This is a genomic window from Dyadobacter sp. CY356, assembly GCF_021440195.1.
Lineage (GTDB): Bacteria > Bacteroidota > Bacteroidia > Cytophagales > Spirosomataceae > Dyadobacter.
In genome coordinates this window covers 235,594-257,218 of record NZ_JAJTSZ010000009.1, presented here as the reverse complement: position 1 = coordinate 257,218, position 21,625 = coordinate 235,594, and the positions used below count along the sequence as shown (strand labels likewise).

Here is a 21,625-nt window from a genome sequence, read left to right as displayed (position 1 = left end):
AAAAAATCAGTTAAGGATTACTTATAGATTGAAACTGATGTTGAAGCCAACAGATCTTGTTGTCGGGATCTGACCATTTTCTATACCTTGTAAATTACCATCGTTGTAATAGCTTGTTTCAGGATCGATATGTGGAAGATTGCTGTGTAAAAGAGCAAGGTTTCTACCAACAATTGATACTGCAATGTCACGGAAAGGAAGTTTTTTCATCACTTTACCAGAAATCATGTAAGTGAATTTCACTTCACGAAGTTTTACATAACTCGCATCGAAAATGGTGTTTTCGTTGTTTGTCAGCAGGTAATATTTGTGGTGATATTCTTCCGAAGAAAGGTTCTTTGTATTTGGTACATAGACAGGATTTTCAGAAGTTCCCGTGTTAACAACACCTTGTCCAACTACACCATTTTCACGACCCAATGTCGTTTCGGCCAAAACGCCCGTGTAACGACCGATGTTGATGGATTGAGAGAAAATATCTCCGCCGTGTTTCACATCGATCAAAGTACTAAGTGTGAAATTTTTGTATTTGAATGTGTTTGAAAAACCGCCAATCCAGTCAGGAGTAAAGTTTCCTAATACGCGGCTAACCGGGTCAATCATCGGATAGCCTTGTGCATCATAAACAACCTGTCCGTCAGGAGCGCGCATAAATCCTTTTCCAAAGAATGTTCCATAAGGCTGGCCAACACGGGCTTCAACAGATAATCCACGGAAACTGCTTGTAGAAGTTGCCTGCGTAAGCGTATTGTAACTTGTGTTCAACTGATAGGTTGTCAAACCATTAGCCAGAGAAACCACTTTGTTTTTATTACGTGCCCAGTTTAAACCGATATCCCATTGGAACGCACCAACTTTTACAGGCGTAACCGTTAATTGAAGCTCGATACCTTTATTTTCAATTTTACCGGCGTTCAAAAGTTTTGATAAATAACCTGTTGCATTGGAAACGTTTACGTCAAGAATCTGATCAGAGGATACTTTTTTGTAGTAAGTAAGATCCAAACCAACGCGGTTCTGCCAAAGTCTGATATCAGCTCCAACTTCATAAGAAGAAGTAATTTCAGGCTTCAATTCAGCGTTTAGTAAAGCGTTGTTTTCAGATAAACTTGGCGTGCTTCCCCATGGGTTTTCGTATTTATATGTACTTGCTAAACGGTAAGGATCGGTATCATTACCAACCTGCGCAACACCAGCTCTGATTTTGGCAAAAGATAAAATCGATGATTTAATGTCAAACATGTCAGAAATAATTGCACTCACAGCCGCAGAAGGATAGAAATACGATCTGTTATTGCTTGGCAGAGTGCTTGACCAGTCGTTACGGGCAGTCAAATCAACAAATAAATAGTTGCGGAAACCTAAGTTAGCCGAAGCATATAAACTGTTGACTGTTTTTTCGATATACGAGTTTTCAACCACGGGGCGCTGGCGTGAATTACCCATATTCCAAACTCTCGGAATGGCCAGTTCAGTAGCGCCCATATAGTTTCTTTGCGCGTAGTTTGAACGATGGTTACCTCCAATGTTGGCAGTAACATCAAACTGGCCGAATTTATGCGTAGCGTTTAATAAAAAGTCGGAGTTGGATTCGCGAACAAAAATTTGCTCTTCGTTATAAGCATCATACAATGACGTAGTTCCCAGCTTAGCCTGACGGGCTGCCGATCTGGTTTTACGACGATCTTCATAAAAGTCAGTTCCTGAACGACCAGTTAAGGTTAGCCAGTCAGTCAATTTGTAGGTTGCAACGATATTGCCATACATACGGTCACGCTGGTTTTCGCGTGTGCTGTTGTTTAACAAATAGTAAGGGTTTGTCCAGTAGTTATCATTCCAGTTGTTTTGGTAAATGCTCCCTGGTTTTGTGTAGTTTTTCAGGGAGTTCATATCAGCCTGGCGACCGAACCAGATGAAATATAAGCCAAAATTATTACGGTTATCGCTGCCGTCTTTTACATAATTAACCGTTGCTCTTACATTCAGTTTAGGTGTAAGATTCCAGCCAGCGTTTAAAGAAACAGTCTGACGTTTGTAATCTGTGTTTGGTAAAATACCATTTTGTTTCAGATTGGTAAAAGACAAACGGAAATCTGCTTTTTCGTTACCGCCAGTAATTCCAACATTGTTTGTATACGTTTTCCCTGTTTGATAAAACTGGTCAACATTATCCGGATGAGCTACCCATGGCGTTGCGGTTCTGACGCCGTCAGCTCCGACAGGCGAATCAAATTGAGGTAATAATCTACCGTCAAGTTTTGGTCCCCAGCTTTCATCTACGCCGTCGTTTACGCCGCCACCTTGTCCGTCTTTATAAGAGAAAAGGCCTTTTGCGCCTTGTCCATATTCATTTTGCCATTTCGGCTGACGAAATACGGATTCAAAAGAGGTGTTGGTATTGAAAGAAACACCGATGCCTTTTGAGCCTTTTCCACTTTTACTTGTGATCAAAACCACACCATTTGCACCACGGGATCCATAAAGGGCCGCAGCACTTGGTCCTTTCAAAACACTGATCGACTCAACATCATCCGGGTTGATGGAAGCCGCAGCATTACCATAATCCACACCAGTTCCTGATCCGAAATTGCTATTGTCGATTGGTACCCCATCCACTACAAAAAGCGGCTGGTTATTGCTCCCGATAGAACTTGCTCCACGGATGATCATACGGGAAGATGCGCCAGGTGCTCCGTTGGAATTTGTTACCTGCACACCAGCCAATCTTCCTGAAAGGGAATTGATCAGGTTGGTTTCACGTGCCTGGGTTAAATTCTTTCCACTAACTTCCTGCACGGCATAACCAAGGGCTTTTTTCTCACGTGCGATACCAAGCGCAGTTACAACCACTTCATTAAATTGTGTTGCGTCTTCGTCCAGACTAATGTTAAGCGTTGTCTGAGAGCCCACCGGAAGTTCTAATGATTTGAAACCAATGAAAGAAACTACTAGCGTTGCATTGGAAGAGGCGCTGATCGTAAATTCTCCATCCGCATTGGTTGTGCTCCCCCGATTTGTTCCTTTTACAAGAATACTCGCGCCGGGCAATGCGCCACCGTCTCCTTTGGATGTCACCTTGCCTTTAATGGCTAACTCTTGTCCGTACCCAGCCAGGCTTAGTACGAGTAGAAGTGACATGAAACCAGTTGTAAAAAGTTTTCTCATCATAAAATAGTTAAGTTACCAATAGTAATATTTAAATAAAAAAGGAGTGAAAGATTAAAAACGGTATTAAAATAAAATTAAGGTATTTTAGAAAAAACGTCAGTTAAGTCAATAAACAAGAGGTTAATTAAGGAATTAATGATCATAAATTTACAAAATTCAGTTTTTTAAGTTTTGTATTAAATTATTTTAATTCAGAAGAATATTTTATAAAAGTAAAAAATTTAAAAATTAAAACACTTTAAAAATAGAAAAAAGAGAATATTAATACCATTTATAACATATTTCTAATATATAATTTTAGTATTTCTTTAAATAGTATAAGATTTTGGCCAAAATAATTTTAATTGTACTATACCATGTTTATATGTTTTTGGTTACTACCGTAAAATTGTGAGATCAGATTAGTAAAAAATTATATGCACATCAGGTATCTGATTGTAAATTCAGATTCGACAAATTTTCCACATTTCAAAAAATGTAATCATCTACAAAGGGAAAAGTCATAAGTGTAGGATTCAAGCTTGCTTTTCATTCTTAAAATCAACCTATAAGGCGTTTGAATTACTATATTTGCAACCTGATGTAAATGGGTGGTCCACACAGCTCATTCAAAATTTTGTTAATTCGTAATAGCTTTAAATGAAGGTTCTCAAATTTGGCGGCACGTCGGTCGGTTCGGTCGATAGTATCAAACAGGTAATCGGTATTCTTGAAAATAATCTGGCAAACGGTGAGAAAATCGCTGTTGTTTTTTCAGCCATGGGTGGTGTCACAAACCGCCTGATCGAAATTGGAAAGATGGCCGCTGCCGGTAACGGAGATTATATTGAGTTCCTGAAGATGGTTGAAGAACGCCACTTCGTTATCGTTCGCGGACTGATCAATGTAAAAAGTCAGAGCAGTACATTCGCTGCCGTTCGCGGACTTTTTAATGAATTGGGAGATATTCTGAAAGGTGTTTCCTGGATCCGTGAGCTTTCTACGCGTACCATGGATCTGATCATGAGTTTTGGTGAGCGACTTTCCACGCTTGTAATTACAGAAATACTAAAAAGCAAAGGCATTGCAGCTGAATTTTGTGACGCTCGCCAGATCATCCGTACGAACGAAACTTATGGAATGGGCGATGTGAATTTTGCTGTTACCAATCAGCTCGTGCTGGAATATTTTGCAAAAGCAGCCGCTCTGCAATGTGTAACCGGTTTCATAGCGTCTACCGCAGAAGGAATTACGACGACACTGGGCCGGGGCGGGTCCGATTACACAGCATCCATTCTGGCCGCCGCGCTTGATGCAGATTCCATAGAAATATGGACCGATGTGGACGGAATGATGACGGCGGACCCTAGGAAAGTACATAACGCTTTTACAATTCCTTCGATTTCCTATGCCGAGGCTATGGAGCTTTCTCACTTTGGCGCGAAAGTAATTTATCCGCCAAGTTTGCAGCCGGCTTTTGCCAAAAATATAACACTAAAAGTACTGAATACTTTCAATGTTGATTTTGAAGGTACTTATGTACAGAAGAACGCAAATAAAAAAGATTTCCCGATAACCGGAATTTCCTCGATTGATGAAATCGCGCTGGTCAATATTCAGGGCAGCGGGATGATCGGCGTAGCCGGGATTTCTGGCCGGCTTTTCACTGCCTTATCACAGAATAATATTAGCGTAATCCTGATTTCTCAGGCATCTTCCGAGCATTCCATCTGTTTTTCAATCGACCCGCGTGACGCGCAAAAGGCGAGTGAGGTTTTGGAAAAAGAATTTGCATCTGAAATCAGCTACGGATATATTGATAGTATTACGATAGAAAAAAATCTTTCGATCATCGCCATTGTCGGTGAAGGAATGAAAAAAAGTACCGGTGTTTCAGGAAAGCTTTTTTCTGTTTTAGGTAAAAACGGTATCAACGTTGTCGCTACCGCGCAGGGTTCTTCGGAGCTTAATATCTCGGTTGTTATTTCAAAAAGTGATTTATCAAAGGCTCTGAATGCTATTCACGGCGTTTTCTTCCATTCTGAAACGCGTTCACTAAACTTGTTTATTGTGGGTGTGGGACTGATCGGAAGTACGCTTCTGGAACAAATCAGAAAACAGAATCAATATTTACGGGAAGAAAAGTTTTTGAACCTGAATATCGCAGGACTTTCCAATACCAAAAAAATGCTTTTGGATCCGGACGGAATTGGGTCCGCACATTGGAAAGAAAGAATTGATGGCGAAGGTGTAAAGACCAGCTTGCCGGCATTCGTTCAGCGCATGATCGAGCTCAATCTTCCAAACAGCGTTTTTGTGGATTGTACGTCTGATAAGGATATTGTCCAGTATTACAATATGCTGCTGGATGCAAGTATCTCGGTTGTGACACCAAATAAAGTGGCAAACTCCGGATCTTATGCAGAATATATTTCCCTGCAACGTACTGCTTTGAAAAGAGGCGTGAAGTTTTTATACGAAACCAATGTTGGTGCAGGTTTGCCGATTATTAATACGATTCAGGGATTGATGGCCAGCGGAGATAAATTCCTGAAAATTGAAGCAATTCTTTCCGGGACTTTATCTTATATTTTCAATTCATTTGGTCCGGGAATAAAATTCGTGGATGTTGTAAAAGAAGCAAAAGCAAAAGGATTTACCGAACCCGACCCACGCGATGATTTAAGCGGAGCGGATGTAGCCCGAAAAATTTTGATTCTTGCACGTGAAGTGGGTGTTCCTTTGGAGTCGGCTGACGTGAAAGTAGCTCAGTTATTACCTGAAAATTGCCTTGCTGCACCAAATGTCGACGCGTTTTTAAATGAATTGGTTATCTCCGACGACTATTTTGCCAAACTGCAGTCAGATGCCGAAGCCAATGGAGAAAAACTGAGATATATCGCAACACTTGAAAATGGAAAAGCGGTTGTTGAATTAAGAACTGTAAATCAGCAGCATCCTTTTTATACTTTGTCAGGAAGTGATAATATTGTTTCCTTCACAACGGAGCGTTATAAAGACCGTCCTCTGGTAATTAAAGGACCAGGCGCGGGAGCGGAAGTTACTGCGTCAGGCGTGTTTGCAGATATTATGAGCATTAGTAGCTATTTGGGATAGAAGGTTTTAAATTGTTGGAGATTTTTCAAAAGCCATTATAAATTATGAGCAATAGAAAGGTTCCTGAATCGGTTGCCAGGTTAACCGAAGAATTTGTTAGTCAGGTTAGTGAATTATATGGAGATCGTCTTAATAAGGTGATTTTATATGGTTCATATGCCAGAGGTGAGCAACATGAGGATTCTGATGTAGACTATTTGGTCGTGTTGAATGATGAAGACATTAAAACGTTTAAAGAGATTAGTAATTTATCTCCTATAACTTTTGAACTATCTCTGAGTTACTCAATATCGGTTTCGGCAATTCCGGTAACTCAGACTAAGTTCAAACAAAACTGGTCGCCATTATATCAGAATGTCCATGAGGATGGAATTATGTTATGAAAATTAACCCAGTCGATGATATTATCTCAAAAGCCGTGGATTGCTATGATGATTCAAAAGAATTTTTAGCCAAAGAAAGGTATGAAGCTGCATTAAACAGATCCTATTATTCAATGTTTCATTGTATTCAAGCCTTACTTTCAACTGTGAAATTTGTTGCAAAATCCCATTCAGGAGCGCATAACGCTTTTCATAAAGAATTTATTCTAACACAACGATTTTCAAAGGATCTTGGTCTTGCGTTAAAACGTACTTTTGAAAAACGCCAATTTGGCAACTATGAGTACGATGAGGTCCTGTATGAAGATGCTAAGGAGTCTGTTGATGACGCACAAAAATTTCTGGTCGCCACTACCCAATATCTAAAGGAAAACAATTTTTTAAAGTGAATTATATAAAAGTCTTTGCACCCGCCACTGTTGCCAATGTTTCCTGTGGATTTGATATTTTCGGTTTTGCGATTGAAGAGCCGGGTGATGTTGTAGAAATACGCCGTCGTGAGGAGCCAGGTGTTGTTATTAAAGATATTTTTGGTGATGACGGAAGATTGCCACGGAAAGCTGAAAAAAATGCTGTGACAGGCGTTATGCTTCATCTACTGAAACATCTTGGTATTAAAGATTTTGGTTGCGAAGTCATTTTACATAAAAATATGCCACTCGGCAGCGGTATGGGTTCAAGCGCGGCAAGTGCGGTTGCAGGTGTTGTGGCGATGAACGAATTATTGGATTGTCCGCTTTCAAGAACCGAACTTTTGCCTTTCGCTATGGAGGGTGAACGGATCGCTTCCGGTTCAGCACATGCTGATAATGTTGGTCCGGCGCTTCTGGGCGGTTTTGTCATCATTCGAAGTTATGCGCCGCTGGATGTTTTTTCCATTCCTGTACCGGGCGATCTTTTCTGCACGTTGGTACATCCGGATATTGAAATCAACACCAAAGATGCGCGGTATATTTTAAGAGATGAAGTGTCTTTAAAAAATACGATTTCCCAGATGGGGAATGTGGCCGGATTAGTGGCTGGTTTAATGATGGAAGATTATGATCTGATTGGTCGTTCGATGGTGGATGTAATTATTGAACCAGTCCGGTCTATTTTAATTCCTGATTTTAACCTTGTAAAACAGGCGGCTTTGGACAATGGCGCATTAGGATGCAGTATCTCAGGATCAGGACCATCCATGTTTGCATTAAGCCGGGGTATTGAAAATGCAAAGAAAGTAGCAGAGGTGATGAAAGCGACTTTTGCAAATGCGGGCATCGAGTCAAGTTCTCATGTTTCTATGATTAATAAGGGAGGTCCGGTGATTTTGGAAAAGTACTGATAAGGGGAAATGTATTATAATCTGAGCATTATAATTGCCGTTTCAATTTTCTGTTTTTTATGCTACTCAAAATTGACATAAAACGAACTTTCTGCGTAATTTTAAACGTTACATAGTCCAGAGCATTAAAATTATAGATTATGGTTACTGTAAGCGATACTGCAAAAAATAAGATCATAGAATTGCGTAAGGCAGACGGACACGATGAAGATTATCAGATTCGTGTGGGTGTTTTGGGCGGAGGATGTTCAGGTTTGACCTATAATCTTGAATTCAATTCTGATACAAATCCTACGGATATGGTCTTTGAAGATAAAGGTGTTAAGATTATTGTTGATAAAAAAAGCATATTGTATCTTGCCGGTACTGTTCTGGATTTTTCAGATGGTCTGAATGGAAAAGGATTTCAGTTTGTTAATCCGAATGCTACACGCACTTGTGGGTGTGGCGAAAGTTTTGCCGTTTAAATTTTTAGATTTTGTGGATAATAGTAAAGGCGTTGTGAGCTATCACGGCGCTTTTTTCATTTTATCTTAAACCTAAAAACGATGGAAGTAGTATATTTTCCTTAAATTATTGTTTTTTTGTGTATGGGAAAGATGGTGCTCATGTGTCTTCTGTAATAATTGTGTCAGGTTGACGGTATTACTGATAAATGCCCGCATTTCTGTTCCTGTTATATTTTATCAAAAGAAAATGGCAGCAGTCAGCCGTTTTTAAATTTCAACTTTTCAACTAATTAAATGAAACCAACGCTTTTAATTTTGGCTGCCGGCATAGGAAGCCGGTATGGAGGAATAAAACAACTTGACCAGTTTGGTCCCAATGGTGAAACCATTATTGATTATTCCTTATATGATGCCATTCGAAGCGGTTTTGGCAAAGTAGTATTCATCGTACGGAAAGAAATAAAAGACGAGGCAGAAGCATTATTTGCTCCAAAATTAAAAGGGAAAATCGATTATGATTTTGCTATACAGGGTGTGCAGTCTTATGTGCCGGAAGATCTTGGGACGGTTGAACGCGTGAAACCCTGGGGAACCGGGCACGCAACGCTGTGCGCCTGGGATAAAACAGACACGCCATTTGCTGTAATCAATGCGGATGATTTTTACGGTCGTGGTGCTTTTGAAACGATGTCTGAATTTTTGCAGACTGATACCAACGATAGTCAGCATGCCATGATCGGTTATGAATTGAAAAGAACACTTTCTGAAAACGGGACAGTTTCCCGGGGGATTTGTATCGAAAGAGAAGATCATAACTTGTCGTCCGTAGTAGAACGTACCAAGATATTTGAAGAAGGAGGTAAAATTTATTTTGAAGAAGAAGATGTAAAAACGGAACTGGAACCTGAGACGCCTGTTTCTATGAATTTCTGGGGATTTAAACCTTCTATGTTTCCGATCACCAAAGAATTGTTTGAAGAATATGCCCGTGTAAATTTACATACACCAAAAGCAGAGTTCTACATTCCTACGGTAATGTCTTATATTATTAAAAATGGTCTGGGTGATTGCCGCGTTTTCCGCAGTTCGTCCGACTGGTTTGGTGTTACTTATCCAGAAGACAAACCCACAGTTCAAGCTTCTTTATCGGCTTTGCATGACAATGGTGAATATCCTGGGAAGCTTTGGGAATAGGAGCTTTTATACATTAGTTATAATGATTTTCAAAATGCAAAAGGATCAACTGACCCTTTTGCATTTTAAATTTTAATTATTTTATAAGTTTTTATTTCTTCAACAAAGCCTCCATCATTTTATCAGCCAGAAACTTGTTTCCGGTTTCATTTAAATGGACACGGTCGCTTGTAAGAATGTCTTTTTCTTTATTTTCCGGGTTATTCTGAGCTAGGTAATCCTGAAAATATTTGCGGAGATCACATAGCTGAAGACTATTTCTGGATGCGATATCACGGATAATTTTTGAATACTGATTCAGATCGCCATCCTGCATATTTGAATTATCATTTTTCTCACCGATCACAGTAGGCGTACAAAGGACAATACGGATATTCTGCGCTTTCAGTTTTTTGATAATAGCTTCGTAAAACTTCACATATTTGTCAGGGTCGGTTCCTGTGCCTGATGAACTTTTATGCCAAACGTCGTTGATTCCAATATAAACAAAAACAACATCCGGTTTTTTTGATAAAACATCATCCTCAATCCTAAGATAAAGATCATATATTTTATTGCCACCAATTCCTGCACCCATCAATTCATATTGACTGCTTTGGTTGTTGGTTTTCAGCATATCGGACATCATCGTGATGTAACCTTTGGGGCCAACTCCTGCCTGAGTAATTGAATCACCAAAAAATATAACGCGTAATGGTTTATCCTGCTTCATCGCTAAAAGAGGGAAAGCGACCAGAGCAATTTGTAAAAATCGTAAAAGAATGCGCATGAGATAAAATGATTAGTTTTTGAAAGAAAAGGCAAGGACGCAATAAAATTACCCTAATTAATTTATCAGCTCAATGTGTGGGTTTTCCATAGATGAGTATAGAACAAAAGATTGTCCGGGCGACATTTTTGAAAGCCAGTAAAGAGGTAATCGTAATTTTCTGACAGATTGCTGTATCAGTGCGCTTACAATTAAATGATCATTATGTTGAGTACAGGTCAGTACCTCGCCATAAATTGTAAGTTCTTCATTATTAGTATTTTCCGGAACATAAACCTCCGATGGCGATCCTTGTTTCAGGATTTTTCCGTTTTCTAAGACCAATACCTGATGAGCCATCCGAAATATTTCGCCAAGATCGTGCGAAACGATAAGCATCGTAAAACCTCGTTGTCTTTGCAGTTTCAATAAATATTCCTGCAATCGAAGGCGCATGGTATGGTCTAGCGAAGAAAGCGGTTCGTCAAGTAACAGTAAATCCGGCTGGCGAACCAACGCTCTTGCCAGGGCTACACGCTGCTGCTGGCCACCGGAAAGCTGATGCGGCTTTCTGTCAGCAAGTCTTGTGAGTTCAACAGAAGCTAAAAGTTCATCTACTATATCAGTATTGTCTCCTTTTTTTAATGCAAAATGTAAGTTCTCCTTAACAGTCAAATGAGGGAAAAGTGCATAATCCTGAAATACAAAACCAATGGGACGAAGCTGAGGCGACAGGAAAATTTTATGATCAGTATCCTGCCAAACGTCCGGTCCGAATTTAATATATCCGAAATCAGGTATGACCAGACCTGCGATTTGTCGGAGCAAGGTAGTTTTTCCTGCACCCGAGGGCCCTGTTATGGCAACAATACTTCCCTTGTCAGCCCGAAGTGAAATTTCCATCGGAAGAATTCCGTGCGCTGTCTGCAAAGTATGCCGGATGGAAATATCAAGAAGGTTGTCGGACACGCAGGAATCGGTTGTTTAAGGAATATACAAGCAGTAAAATAACAAAAGTTATGGTAAAAAGTACAAGCGCATATTGATTTGCCGCACCGTAATTCAAAGCCTCCACTTCATTATAAATGGCCACGGATGCCACTTTTGTAACACCGGGAATATTTCCTCCTATCATCAAAACTACTCCAAATTCACCAATGGTATGCGCGAAAGTAAGAACAAGTGATGTTAATATAGCGGATTTGCAATTTGGCAATAAAATTTTGTAAAACGTTTCCCACCGTCCTTTTCCCAATGTGAACGATGCTTCCCGTAATGAAACGGGAAGCGACTGCAATCCTGCGCGTAATGGATAAACCATAAATGGTAAACTGTATATTACGGAACCAATGATAAGACCGGGAAAAGAAAAAACCAGTCTTAGCCCCAAAACATTTTCGATTGAGGCGCCAAACCAGTGCGAAGGACTAAAAGCAAGCAGTAAATAAAAACCAAGAACGGATGGCGGCAATACTAACGGCATTCCAATGATTGCTTCTATCACACCTTTTCCCTGAAATTTCGTGTAAGCAAGCCAGTAAGCTAACGGAAGTGCCAAGATAAAAAGGATGAAAGTGGTAAACGTTGCGAGCTTGCAGGTTAGCCAAAGTGGTTGCCAATCCATTTTTAATTTTGAATGAGTGAATGATAGAGTGAGCGAATGGTGGCCTTGTATCAGTTTGGCTAATTTATTTATAACCGTATTTTTTGAAAATGGCTTTGGCTTTATCAGAAAATAAGAAATCGTAAAACTTCTGACTTGTTTCTTTTTTTGGAGAATTTCCGCTGTGACGAAGTAATAGTGCTGCCTGGGCTATTGGTTTATAAGATGTTGAATCGAGAATCTTGTAATGACCTTTTCCTTTCATTTCCGGAGCAAATATCACTGATAATGCTGTAAAACCTGCTTCGACCGATCCTGTTGTAATATATTGTGCGGCTTGAGCGATGCTTTCCCCGTAAACGATTTTGCTTTTTAATGGTTCTAATAAGTTTTCCTTTTTCAATGCCTGCTCTGCTGCCTCGCCATATGGAGCCATTTTGGGATTTGGAACTGCAATCTTCTTTACTTTTTCAGTAGACAGAATCTTTAAGTCTAATTCATTTTCAGGAATCGAAAGCGACCATAGTGCCAGTGTACCGTATGCGTAAATTTTCGGTTTTTCATCAGATCCGCCTTTTTTAAAAATCTCTTCGGGGTACTTTGTGTCAGCAGAGACAAAAACATCAAATGGTGCTCCTTCACGTATTTGGGCAGTTAATTTTCCGGATGAGCTTACAACTATTTCTACTTTCTTACCCGTCTCTTTTTCAAATTCCGTTTTTAGTTCTTTCATTACATACTGCACGTTGGCTGCCGTGGCCACAATAATTTTATCTGATGGTTTGGAACAACCACTCAAAAGAACCAGAATCGGAAAGAAAATACGGTTTATATTCATTTTGCTAAATTAATGTATTACGGCGGATTGATTCAAAAAATGTTTGGAACCAATTTAGCCCTGAAAGGGCGTTATATCTTAGCATAGGGCATCGCCCTATGGCTATGGCGTCGGAAATTGATAAACGGTAAATTTATTCACATGGTCGCATAGATGGGGCGATTCGCGATTTGATAGGGCGATGTGCAGATTTGACGCCCGATCCCCCGATTTGATAGGGCGATGCCCGATTCGATAGGACGATGCCCGATTCGATAGGACGATGCCCGATTCGATGGGGCGATGCCCGATTCGATGGGACGATGCCCCCATTCGATAGGGCGATGCCCCATCCTGAATTATTACGCCCTTTCAGGGCTGTGATTGTGAAACTTTGTTTTTGATGTTTAAACCTTTGCGGTTAAATATCGTAAATTGCGACCCATTTTGACCGGCTTAGCCGGAAATAATAATTAATGCATTAAACAATGATAATAGAAACTGCCCAGCGCACCCGGCAAACGTCCGAGTATTACTTTTCAGTAAAGCTGGCCGAAGTAAGAAAACTGGTAGCCGAAGGACATGACGTGATCAATCTTGGGATTGGAAATCCGGACATGATGCCTTCTGAGCAAACACTTACAACACTTTCAGAGGCAGCTTTAAAGCCTCAGGCACATGGTTATCAACCGTATGTAGGAACAGTGTCTTTTCGGAATGCAATTGCAGAATATTATCAAAGAACCTATGGCGTTACCTTAAATCCCGCTTCTGAAATTCTGCCATTAATCGGCTCAAAAGAAGGAATTACGCATATTTCTCTAACTTTTCTTGATCCTGATGATGAAGTGCTGGTACCTGAACTGGGTTACCCGGCCTACCGCGCCGTGAGCCAGATGGTAGGAGCAAAGGTGAAAGAATATCCATTGCGAGAGGATCATGGATGGCAGCCGGATTGGGAAGTGATGGAAAACCTGGTTTCGCCCCGGACGAAGTTAATGTGGCTGAATTATCCACATATGCCAACCGGAGCACCAGCAACAAAAGAATTATTCGAAGCCGCCGTGGCTTTTGCTAAAAAACATAAAATCCTGCTTTGTCACGACAATCCGTATAGTCTGGTTTTAAATAAAAATGAACCGATCAGTCTGTTGTCAATTGAAGGAGCGAAAGAGGTGGCGATTGAACTTAACTCAATGAGCAAATCGCATAATATGGCTGGCTGGCGTTTGGGTTGGCTTGCGGGTGCCAAACCCTATATTGATGCGGTTTTGACGATAAAAAGCAATGTGGATTCAGGCATGTTCTGGGCTTTACAAGAAGCGGCAGTAGCGGCACTTGGAAATCCACAGGAATGGCATGATCAGAGAAATGCTGTTTATCAGGGACGTCTGGAAGCATCTGAGGCATTTTTAAATGCAGTAGGCTGCACATGGGATTACAAACAGGAAGGTATGTTTTTATGGGGAAAGTTACCGGAATCTGTCGAATCTGCGGAAAAACTGGTTAATAATCTTCTGACTGAAAAACATGTATTCATAGCGCCCGGATTTATTTTTGGGCCGAAAGGACAGCGTTACATCCGGCTTTCCCTTTGTATGCCAAAAGAGCGGATCTGGGAAGCGGTTGAACGGCTTAAAAATTAATATTCTTAACAAAAAATCTTATTTCGGGCTGGGAGAAATTCTGACCCGGATATTTTAATATTTATGATAATCAGTATAATAGGCGTTGGCCTGCTCGGCGGCTCATTCGCATTATCGCTCCGGGAAAAATACCCGCATATCAAATTTGTCGGTGTCGACAAGTCTTTGGTCAATCAAAAAATTGCGCTTGCAAAAGGAATTGTAGACGAAATTATGACTTTGGAGGAGGCTTTGCAGGTTGCTGAGCTCAATGTTTTGGCCACACCCGTGGACGCAATCACGGCCTTGCTTCCAAAATTATTGGATCACCTTCCGGAAGGCCGAACCATTATGGATTTAGGCTCAACCAAAGAAATGATTTGCAGCATTGCGGATCAGCATCCGAAACGTGCCCAGTTTGTTGCAGTTCATCCTATGGCCGGTACCGAAAATTCGGGCCCGGGTGCTGCATTTAAAGAATTACTGCCTGGGAAAAATGTAATAATTTGTGACAAAGAAAAAAGTGATCCTGATTCTCTGACACTGGTTGATACTTTCCTGCGTGATGTTGGGATGAAAATCCATTACATGACGCCCGTTGAGCACGACTTGCATCTAGCTTACGTTTCTCATTTAAGCCACATCAGTTCTTTTGCCCTGGGATTGACAGTTTTGGAAAAAGAACGTGACGAAAAAGCTATTTTTGATATGGCAAGTACCGGATTTTCTTCGACAGTTCGTTTGGCTAAAAGCTCTCCTCAAATGTGGGCACCGATTTTTGACCAAAACAAAACCAACGTTTCAAAAGCACTCGGAGATTATATTGAATTCTTGAAAAAATTTAAGGAGGCCATCGATAGTAAGGACCTGACGACTAGCTTGGATTTTATGTCAAAAGCAAATGATATTGGCAGGATTTTAAGTGGGATTGAGAAAAAGTAATTCCACTTTTTAATAGGATTGATATTTGATCTTAAAACAACAAAGTCCGACAGTATTGTACTGCCGGACTTTATTGTTGCGTTGTAATTCTATTTTCTAGCTCTTCTTCCTAACCTCAACAAATACTGCCCCAACAATCAATCCAACCAATAATATCGAACTGATTAAATCAACAGTTTTTCCGGTAGCAACCGAAACAGGGGCAAATTTGAATGTGATTGAATGTTTTCCGGCCGGAACCCGAAGTGCTCTCAGGACATAATCCGCACGCAGCAGATCAGCAGGTTTTCCATCAATTGTCACTTGCCATTCATCCCGGACGTTATAGTATATTTCAGAGAAAACGGCCAGACCTTCGCTTTTTGAATTGCTTTCGTATATCAGTTCATTTGGCTTATAAGTGATCAGACTGATTTTATCTGTCGAATCCGCTTTAAGTGTTAATCCTTTCAGTTTATCAGCAAAACGCTGGTCAATCACTGCTGTTTGTTTTGGTTTTAAAGAATCCAGCGCCGCCATTTCTGCATCAGCATTTGCGACGATTTTATATTCCTGTACAAACCAGGCATGTCCGAATGCGTCAGGATTTGGCTGTACAATTTGATTGCCCTGCTGATCAACACTTAGGATATATTTGGTATTTAGCATATTCAAAATACCTGGATTTGCATTTTGTTTTGCTATCTGATGCTCAAATAATTCCTGGTAACGTCTCAGTTTGGCGCCGTGATACCCTCCAAGAGATTTATGGAAATAGGAAGCATCTGCACTATTAAATGTACTTCTTGAAACATCCAGAACTCTGTAATCCGGATCCGTATCGGTCATGATTTTTTCATCGGCCGGACTTGGAGCAAGCGCGGCCAGTGACGCACTTTTGCCAATAAAGTCAGCATTGTTCAAATAACGTTTATCAATACCAAACATATCGATGATCAGCAACAGGATCAATACCGGATAAAGCAATGCTGTTTTAATCTTATCTTTCATCCAAAGCCAGATTAAACCTGCTGTTATCAGAATGAAAAATAAACTGCGGAAAGCATCAGAGCGCATCAATCCGGCACGGTCCTGGACAATTGCATTTACAATCTGTTGACCAAAAGCCGGGTCCTTCGTCATTTGTGCGTACTCGTTAGCTACTGCTGCGTCGTTGAGCCCCTGAAAACTAAAAAAAACAGTGGGCATCAAAGCCAGAATCAAGGAAAGTCCGCCGGTTATACCCAGACTTATTAAAAAAGGACGTTGCAGATCTTTCCAGGAAATCTCTTTTTTGGCTATTGTATTTAAGGCCAGAACAGCGACGAAGACCATTAAAAGCTGCACAAGTGCGAGTACCATCGTGACGGCTCTGAACTTGTTGAACATTGGGAAATAATCGTAGAAAAGATAATTAAATGCTGCAAAGTTCTTGCCCCAGGCCCAGAAAAGATAAAGTACAATAACGCCTGCCGCCCAGTTTTTCAGCGGACTTTTAACAATAAATAAACCTAAAATAAACAGAAAAAGAATAATGGCTCCGGCATAAACCGGTCCGCTTACAATTGGCTGATCTCCCCAGTATAAAGGTAATTGCTGAACTACATTGTTGGCAGTCGCTGCGTCCAATCCTCTGTTGACAAAGACTTTATAAGTTTCAGAAGTATTGGATAGTGCTCCCGGGTTAGAACCACCGTAGGCATTTGGGATCAGGAAAGTTAACGTTTCTCCAATACCGTAGCTGTAAGAAAATGCATATTCCTTGTCTAAGCCATCTTGTTTATCATTTGTTTTTGCTCCGTTTGAAACACTAAGTTCAGGTTTTCCCCGGATTGTTTCTTTGGTATAATCATATGCATTCCAAAGCCTTGTTGTGTGTGTTCCCACAGAAACAGTAGCGGCAAAAGCAAGTCCGGCAAGAATAAACGCCAGCTTTTTGATTTGCCCGTTTTTCAGATAGGGTAAACTTTCAATGATGACCAAAACAATGATCCCTATACCCAGATAATAGGTTATCTGAACGTGGTTGGCGTAAAGTTCAAGAGATAAAAATATTGCCGTGACTGCGGCTCCTGCCAGCCAGTTTCTACGGAATGCCAAAATAACTCCGGCTAAAACGCCTGGAGCATAATAAATAGCCAGCATTTTGGAAACGTGACCGGCTTCCAGACTGACCAGATTCCAGGCTGCAAATCCAAATGCAATAGCTCCCAATGCGGAAAGCCAGACACTTGCGCCTGCAACCAGAAAAAGAATATAAGCGCTCACACAGCCGATAAGAAAATAATTAGCCGGAGCAGGTAAGATTTTATTAACAATCTGCCCCATCTTCGTCGAAATGCTCGTCGGATAGTCACCCGCGATCATATAGGCAGGCATCCCGGCAAACATGCTGTTGGTCCAGTTTGACCATTCCCCGGTTTTTTCATGGTAGGCTACTACTTCGCGGGCAGCTGCTTTTGCCTGTACATCATCATGCTGATTCAGCTTTTTGCCTTCCAGCACGGGAAATGCATAAATTAATGACAAAATCATAAAACCTATCACCGCGAAAAAATGCGGCCGGATTTGTTGCCAGGAAAATAAATTTTTCATTTTGATAATAGTAAGCCCGAGAGGTATTTGAAATGTGATATTATAATGTCAATAATACGTACAAATATGACTTTTCTTTCATCATACTCACAAAGAACATCTATCCTTGTACGTTAAATTTTTGTTAACGAGCGCAAATATAAAAGTATTGATATATGTTTGGGATGTAAAATTAGAATCTTGTTTTAGTATTTTTTTGATAGAAATCCGAAATAGGAAGTAAAATTTAAGAAAATACCCGATAAATTTGCAGAAATTGTGCCTTTAAGTCAAAAACGCAATAGAATTAGGAATTGATTAGTAGTAACCCGATAGATAAATGAAAAGAATTGGAGTTTTCACCTCAGGAGGAGATGCACCCGGAATGAACGCCTGTATCCGTGCTGTGGTGCGCGGAGCGGTATACCATGGAATAGAAGTTTTTGGAATCAGAAGAGGATATAGCGGAATGATTGCCGGTGATGTTTACAAAATGGAATCTCACTCGGTTAGTAATATTGTGCAAAGAGGTGGTACAATCCTGAAATCGGCTCGGAGTAAAGAATTTATGACGCCGGAAGGAAGGAAAAAAGCATACGATCAGCTTACCGCCCACGGCATTGAAGGAATGATTGCCATCGGTGGAAATGGTACTTTTACAGGTGCTATGATTTTTGGTAATGAATATGGGATACCAACCGTTGGAGCACCAGGAACAATAGATAATGATTTATACGGAACTGATTATACCATCGGTTTTGATACAGCAGTAAATACAGCATTGGATGCTATTGACCGTATCCGCGACACAGCCAGCTCACACGACCGGATTTTCTTTATTGAAGTAATGGGCCGTGACTCAGGTTATATCGCCGTTCAGTCGGGTATTGCCGGTGGTGCGGAATTGGTGATGGTACCAGAAGTATTGACGCCCTTGTCGGAAGTTGTGGAAACTTTGAAACAAGGATGGAGCCGTTCAAAATCGTCTTCGATTATTGTGGTTGCAGAAGGTGACGAGGCCGGAAGTGCCGTTGAAGTAGCAGAAAAAATTAAATCGCAGGTTGACGAAAACGCGGATATCCGTGTGACAACACTTGGACATACCCAGCGCGGAGGTTCTCCCTCGGCTTATGACCGTATCCTTGCCAGCCGCTTAGGACTTGGTGCTTTGGAAGGTTTATTGGGCGGACAAAAAAATGTGATGGCCGGAATTATCAACAATGAGCTCGTTTATACGCCGTTTGAAGACACTATCCGCCTACCAAAACCAATCAGCGATGATTTGCTGAGAATGGTTAAAATATTGAGTGTTTAACGAATACTGAAATTTGTTGTCAGGAATAGTCACTTGTTGTCATTTGTTGTACCCATACAGGCAGTGACAATAAATGACCATTACCTGACCGTCGTCAAAGGATCAGCAGTATCCCATTAATTTGTAAATAATAATTCCAACCCATTCGCGGAACAAAGGTTGTGAATATCCAACAACTTCCGGGTCTGGTATAATCATATCCTTTATTTTCGTACTGCCGGTACCTCCGTAAAAATCGGTTGGAAACACATCGGCAGAAACACCGGCTTTTTTGAAACAGGCCAGCGCACGTCTTAAATGAAAGGAGGAAGTTATCAAAATATAGCTTTTTCCTGGAAATTTTGAATGCAGAATCTTTTCAGAATACACTGCGTTTTCTCTCGTGTTTTTTGCATTTGGCTCCAGAAGAATATCTTCGGGTTTTACACCCCATTGAATAAGCAAAGTTGAAACCTGCTGCACTTCGCTTTTCCCGGCATCAACAAAGTCTTTCGGACTGGCACCTGTGATCAGTATTTTTCTGATTTTACCATTTTTATACAACAAATAAGCTTGAAGGAACCGGTCTGCATGAGGGCCAAAATCCGGATGATCTATCGTCAGATCAGGCGTACTGATCATTCCTCCTGTAAGTAATATGCCCACATCATACGTTTTTTTTACTTCACTGATATTGACAGGCTTATACTCCCACCAGTTGAATGCCTTGTTTATCAGAAATGAATTGGAAATTAAATAGAGTATAACAAAAGCAAAAATGACAGCGATTCGTTTTCTGCGGGCTTTTTTAGTCATCAATCCATAGAGAATAAGAATCAGACTTATACTGAATGGCATTAATAGAAAATCAATTGATTTGGAGAGAAAATAAAACATTTGGGTACGAAGCTGATAGAAGTAAGCGTTTTGAGTTTAATTTTGTATTCTCAGCCACGATTTAGCTTAATAATTAAACAGTTCATAATTATCACATCATTTTCAAATGAAAAAAAGAACGCACACAGCCATTTTGATTTCTTTTTTTGTCCTCAGTTTAGCTACACATTCTTTCGGTCAGGGTTATCATATTGAAGCAACGTTGAAGGGTTTGAAAGACAGCTCCTGCGTTTTGGGCCATTGGAGTTACAGCAACAAACAATTTGTTGCCAAAGACACTGCCAAGGCTGACGGAAATGGTCATATGGTTTTTGATGGGAAGACAAATCTTCCCGGCGGACTTTATTTGCTATTGTTGCCCGGTAATCAAAAATGGCTGGAATTTGTTTATTCTGGTAAGGAAACCAATTTTTCAATGGTCACTGATACTGCGGATTTTGTGGGAGCTATGGAAGTGAAGGGCTCAAAAGAAAATCAGCTCTTTTATGCCTATCAAAAAGAATTGAAAAGCCGGGTTAAGGAAATCGAAGTTTTGAATAAAACACAATCTGCGGATGCCTCTGTAAAAATGAAACAGGCGCAGGATGAGTTCAAAAATTACCGTGAAAAGTTTATTAAAGATAATGCAGATACATTTACGGCCAAATTACTGAAAATGTCCAGCGATCCGGAAGTTCCTGCTGCTCCAAAACTGGCAAATGGAAAAACAGATTCACTTTGGGTTTTTAATTATTACAAAGCGCATTACTGGGATCAGGTTGATTTTTCTGACGAGCGAATTTTACGCACCCCTTTTCTTGAATCAAAACTCGATCGCTATATCAAGAATCTGGTTGTGCAAACACCGGATTCACTGATCAAAGATACCGACTGGCTGGTTGCCAAAGCTTCTGCCAACAAAGAGGTGAAATCGTATGTGGTTTTTTATATTATCAATCAATATGAAAATCCTAAAACGGTTGGCACAGAGGCGCTTTGGGTACATATGGCCAATAAATATTATTTGTCTGGCGAGATGGGCGTTTCAGAAGATACCAAAAAGCGGATTGGTGAAAAAGTAAATACATTAAAATATCTTTTGGTCAATAAAACTTTTCCAGCCTTAACTGTTACAGACCCGGCAGGGAAAAAGGTTGATTTACAAACCGTTAATGCCAATTACACCATATTGTTTTTCTACGCAGCCACTTGCGGACATTGCAAGGAAGCATCGCCGGTTTTGAAAAAGTTTTATGACAAAAATAAGGCGGATGGCGTAAAAGTTATCGCCATTGATACAGAACATAATCAGGAAGAATGGAAATCTTTTGTATCCACCTATCATCTGGACGAAATGATCAACGGTTTTGATCCATTAAATCAGATTGATTTCAACAGGAAATTTGACGTGGTAACCACACCAACGATTTACGTACTGGATAAAAACAAAAAAATAATTGCCCGGAAAATGCCGGTAGAGCAGCTGGATGATTTTCTTAATTACTACAAAAAGAAACAGCTGGCATCCGCTAAATAGAAGAAATGTATTTCAA

Annotated in this window: 17 protein-coding genes; 10 read left to right on the top strand and 7 right to left on the bottom strand. The window is 40.4% G+C overall.

Features of this window, described 5'->3' with window-relative positions:
* Positions 1 to 21: 21 nt before the first annotated feature.
* Entirely contained in the window at positions 22 to 3,138 is a 3,117-nt protein-coding gene (locus tag LXL81_RS24965) for a SusC/RagA family TonB-linked outer membrane protein (RefSeq protein ID WP_234650030.1), read from the bottom strand.
* A gap of 669 nt (positions 3,139 to 3,807) precedes the next feature.
* Here LXL81_RS24965 and thrA point away from each other — a divergent pair.
* From thrA to LXL81_RS24935, 6 genes are all read left to right on the top strand, one after another.
* Entirely contained in the window at positions 3,808 to 6,264 is a 2,457-nt protein-coding gene (gene thrA / locus LXL81_RS24960; protein ID WP_234650027.1) for a bifunctional aspartate kinase/homoserine dehydrogenase I, read from the top strand.
* A gap of 44 nt (positions 6,265 to 6,308) precedes the next feature.
* Positions 6,309 to 6,647, top strand: a complete 339-nt coding sequence (locus tag LXL81_RS24955) for a nucleotidyltransferase domain-containing protein (RefSeq protein ID WP_234650025.1) — start codon at positions 6,309 to 6,311, stop codon at positions 6,645 to 6,647.
* Positions 6,644 to 7,036, top strand: a complete 393-nt coding sequence (locus LXL81_RS24950; RefSeq protein ID WP_234650022.1) for a HEPN domain-containing protein — start codon at positions 6,644 to 6,646, stop codon at positions 7,034 to 7,036. The genes LXL81_RS24955 and LXL81_RS24950 overlap by 4 nt, the downstream gene beginning before the upstream one ends.
* Positions 7,033 to 7,971, top strand: coding sequence for a homoserine kinase (locus LXL81_RS24945; protein ID WP_234650021.1), 939 nt, complete (start codon positions 7,033 to 7,035; stop codon positions 7,969 to 7,971). Before LXL81_RS24950 ends, LXL81_RS24945 begins: the two co-directional genes overlap by 4 nt.
* 140 nt (positions 7,972 to 8,111) lie before the next feature.
* Positions 8,112 to 8,438, top strand: a complete 327-nt coding sequence (locus tag LXL81_RS24940; protein WP_234650019.1) for an iron-sulfur cluster assembly accessory protein — start codon at positions 8,112 to 8,114, stop codon at positions 8,436 to 8,438.
* Positions 8,439 to 8,714: 276 nt separating this feature from the next.
* Entirely contained in the window at positions 8,715 to 9,614 is a 900-nt protein-coding gene (locus LXL81_RS24935) for a sugar phosphate nucleotidyltransferase (RefSeq protein ID WP_234650017.1), read from the top strand.
* 91 nt (positions 9,615 to 9,705) lie between these two features.
* Here LXL81_RS24935 and LXL81_RS24930 read toward each other — a convergent pair whose 3' ends face one another.
* The 4 genes from LXL81_RS24930 to modA all read right to left on the bottom strand — a co-directional run bounded on the left by LXL81_RS24930 (position 9,706) and on the right by modA (position 12,803).
* Positions 9,706 to 10,383, bottom strand: coding sequence for an SGNH/GDSL hydrolase family protein (locus LXL81_RS24930; protein WP_234650014.1), 678 nt, complete (start codon positions 10,381 to 10,383; stop codon positions 9,706 to 9,708).
* Between the two features lie 57 nt (positions 10,384 to 10,440).
* The gene (locus tag LXL81_RS24925; RefSeq protein WP_234650011.1) at positions 10,441 to 11,331 is read right to left on the bottom strand and encodes an ABC transporter ATP-binding protein; all 891 of its coding nucleotides are present in this window, start codon (positions 11,329 to 11,331) and stop codon (positions 10,441 to 10,443) included.
* On the bottom strand, positions 11,312 to 11,986 hold the full coding sequence (gene modB, locus LXL81_RS24920) for a molybdate ABC transporter permease subunit (RefSeq protein WP_234650009.1): 675 nt from the start codon (positions 11,984 to 11,986) through the stop codon (positions 11,312 to 11,314). Before modB ends, LXL81_RS24925 begins: the two co-directional genes overlap by 20 nt.
* A 64-nt stretch (positions 11,987 to 12,050) precedes the next feature.
* Positions 12,051 to 12,803, bottom strand: a complete 753-nt coding sequence (gene modA, locus LXL81_RS24915; protein ID WP_234650007.1) for a molybdate ABC transporter substrate-binding protein — start codon at positions 12,801 to 12,803, stop codon at positions 12,051 to 12,053.
* Between the two features lie 467 nt (positions 12,804 to 13,270).
* Between modA and LXL81_RS24910 the strand changes: the two genes are divergently transcribed.
* Together LXL81_RS24910 and LXL81_RS24905 are read left to right on the top strand one after the other, a co-directional pair.
* On the top strand, positions 13,271 to 14,428 hold the full coding sequence (locus LXL81_RS24910; RefSeq protein WP_234650005.1) for a pyridoxal phosphate-dependent aminotransferase: 1,158 nt from the start codon (positions 13,271 to 13,273) through the stop codon (positions 14,426 to 14,428).
* 63 nt (positions 14,429 to 14,491) lie between these two features.
* Positions 14,492 to 15,349, top strand: coding sequence for a prephenate dehydrogenase (locus tag LXL81_RS24905; protein WP_234650004.1), 858 nt, complete (start codon positions 14,492 to 14,494; stop codon positions 15,347 to 15,349).
* Positions 15,350 to 15,445: 96 nt separating this feature from the next.
* Here the strand turns inward: LXL81_RS24905 and LXL81_RS24900 are convergent, their stop codons facing one another.
* Positions 15,446 to 17,923, bottom strand: coding sequence for a YfhO family protein (locus LXL81_RS24900; RefSeq protein ID WP_234650002.1), 2,478 nt, complete (start codon positions 17,921 to 17,923; stop codon positions 15,446 to 15,448).
* 319 nt (positions 17,924 to 18,242) lie between these two features.
* On the opposite strand from LXL81_RS24900, the gene pfkA reads away from it, so the two are divergent.
* Positions 18,243 to 19,217: a 6-phosphofructokinase gene (gene pfkA, locus LXL81_RS24895; RefSeq protein ID WP_234650000.1), complete on the top strand. Its 975-nt coding sequence runs from the start codon at positions 18,243 to 18,245 to the stop codon at positions 19,215 to 19,217.
* A 102-nt stretch (positions 19,218 to 19,319) separates the two neighbouring features.
* Here pfkA and LXL81_RS24890 read toward each other — a convergent pair whose 3' ends face one another.
* Positions 19,320 to 20,054: a YdcF family protein gene (locus LXL81_RS24890; RefSeq protein WP_234649998.1), complete on the bottom strand. Its 735-nt coding sequence runs from the start codon at positions 20,052 to 20,054 to the stop codon at positions 19,320 to 19,322.
* Positions 20,055 to 20,199: 145 nt separating this feature from the next.
* Here LXL81_RS24890 and LXL81_RS24885 point away from each other — a divergent pair, with 145 nt between their 5' ends.
* Positions 20,200 to 21,609: a TlpA family protein disulfide reductase gene (locus tag LXL81_RS24885; protein WP_234649994.1), complete on the top strand. Its 1,410-nt coding sequence runs from the start codon at positions 20,200 to 20,202 to the stop codon at positions 21,607 to 21,609.
* The last annotated feature ends 16 nt before the right edge of the window (positions 21,610 to 21,625 follow it).

Excerpts from the sequence above, each read along its gene's own strand:
- pfkA (WP_234650000.1), top strand. The coding sequence starts at position 18,243 with ATGAAAAGAATTGGAGTTTTCACCTCAGGAGGAGATGCACCCGGAATG.
- LXL81_RS24910 (WP_234650005.1), top strand. The coding sequence starts at position 13,271 with ATGATAATAGAAACTGCCCAGCGCACCCGGCAAACGTCCGAGTATTAC.
- LXL81_RS24940 (WP_234650019.1), top strand. The coding sequence starts at position 8,112 with ATGGTTACTGTAAGCGATACTGCAAAAAATAAGATCATAGAATTGCGT.
- LXL81_RS24935 (WP_234650017.1), top strand. The coding sequence starts at position 8,715 with ATGAAACCAACGCTTTTAATTTTGGCTGCCGGCATAGGAAGCCGGTAT.
- LXL81_RS24900 (WP_234650002.1), bottom strand. The coding sequence starts at position 17,923 with ATGAAAAATTTATTTTCCTGGCAACAAATCCGGCCGCATTTTTTCGCG.
- LXL81_RS24905 (WP_234650004.1), top strand. The coding sequence starts at position 14,492 with ATGATAATCAGTATAATAGGCGTTGGCCTGCTCGGCGGCTCATTCGCA.
- thrA (WP_234650027.1), top strand. The coding sequence starts at position 3,808 with ATGAAGGTTCTCAAATTTGGCGGCACGTCGGTCGGTTCGGTCGATAGT.
- LXL81_RS24885 (WP_234649994.1), top strand. The coding sequence starts at position 20,200 with ATGAAAAAAAGAACGCACACAGCCATTTTGATTTCTTTTTTTGTCCTC.
- modA (WP_234650007.1), bottom strand. The coding sequence starts at position 12,803 with ATGAATATAAACCGTATTTTCTTTCCGATTCTGGTTCTTTTGAGTGGT.
- LXL81_RS24890 (WP_234649998.1), bottom strand. The coding sequence starts at position 20,054 with ATGCCATTCAGTATAAGTCTGATTCTTATTCTCTATGGATTGATGACT.
- LXL81_RS24955 (WP_234650025.1), top strand. The coding sequence starts at position 6,309 with ATGAGCAATAGAAAGGTTCCTGAATCGGTTGCCAGGTTAACCGAAGAA.
- LXL81_RS24930 (WP_234650014.1), bottom strand. The coding sequence starts at position 10,383 with ATGCGCATTCTTTTACGATTTTTACAAATTGCTCTGGTCGCTTTCCCT.
- modB (WP_234650009.1), bottom strand. The coding sequence starts at position 11,986 with ATGGATTGGCAACCACTTTGGCTAACCTGCAAGCTCGCAACGTTTACC.
- LXL81_RS24950 (WP_234650022.1), top strand. The coding sequence starts at position 6,644 with ATGAAAATTAACCCAGTCGATGATATTATCTCAAAAGCCGTGGATTGC.
- LXL81_RS24965 (WP_234650030.1), bottom strand. The coding sequence starts at position 3,138 with ATGTCACTTCTACTCGTACTAAGCCTGGCTGGGTACGGACAAGAGTTA.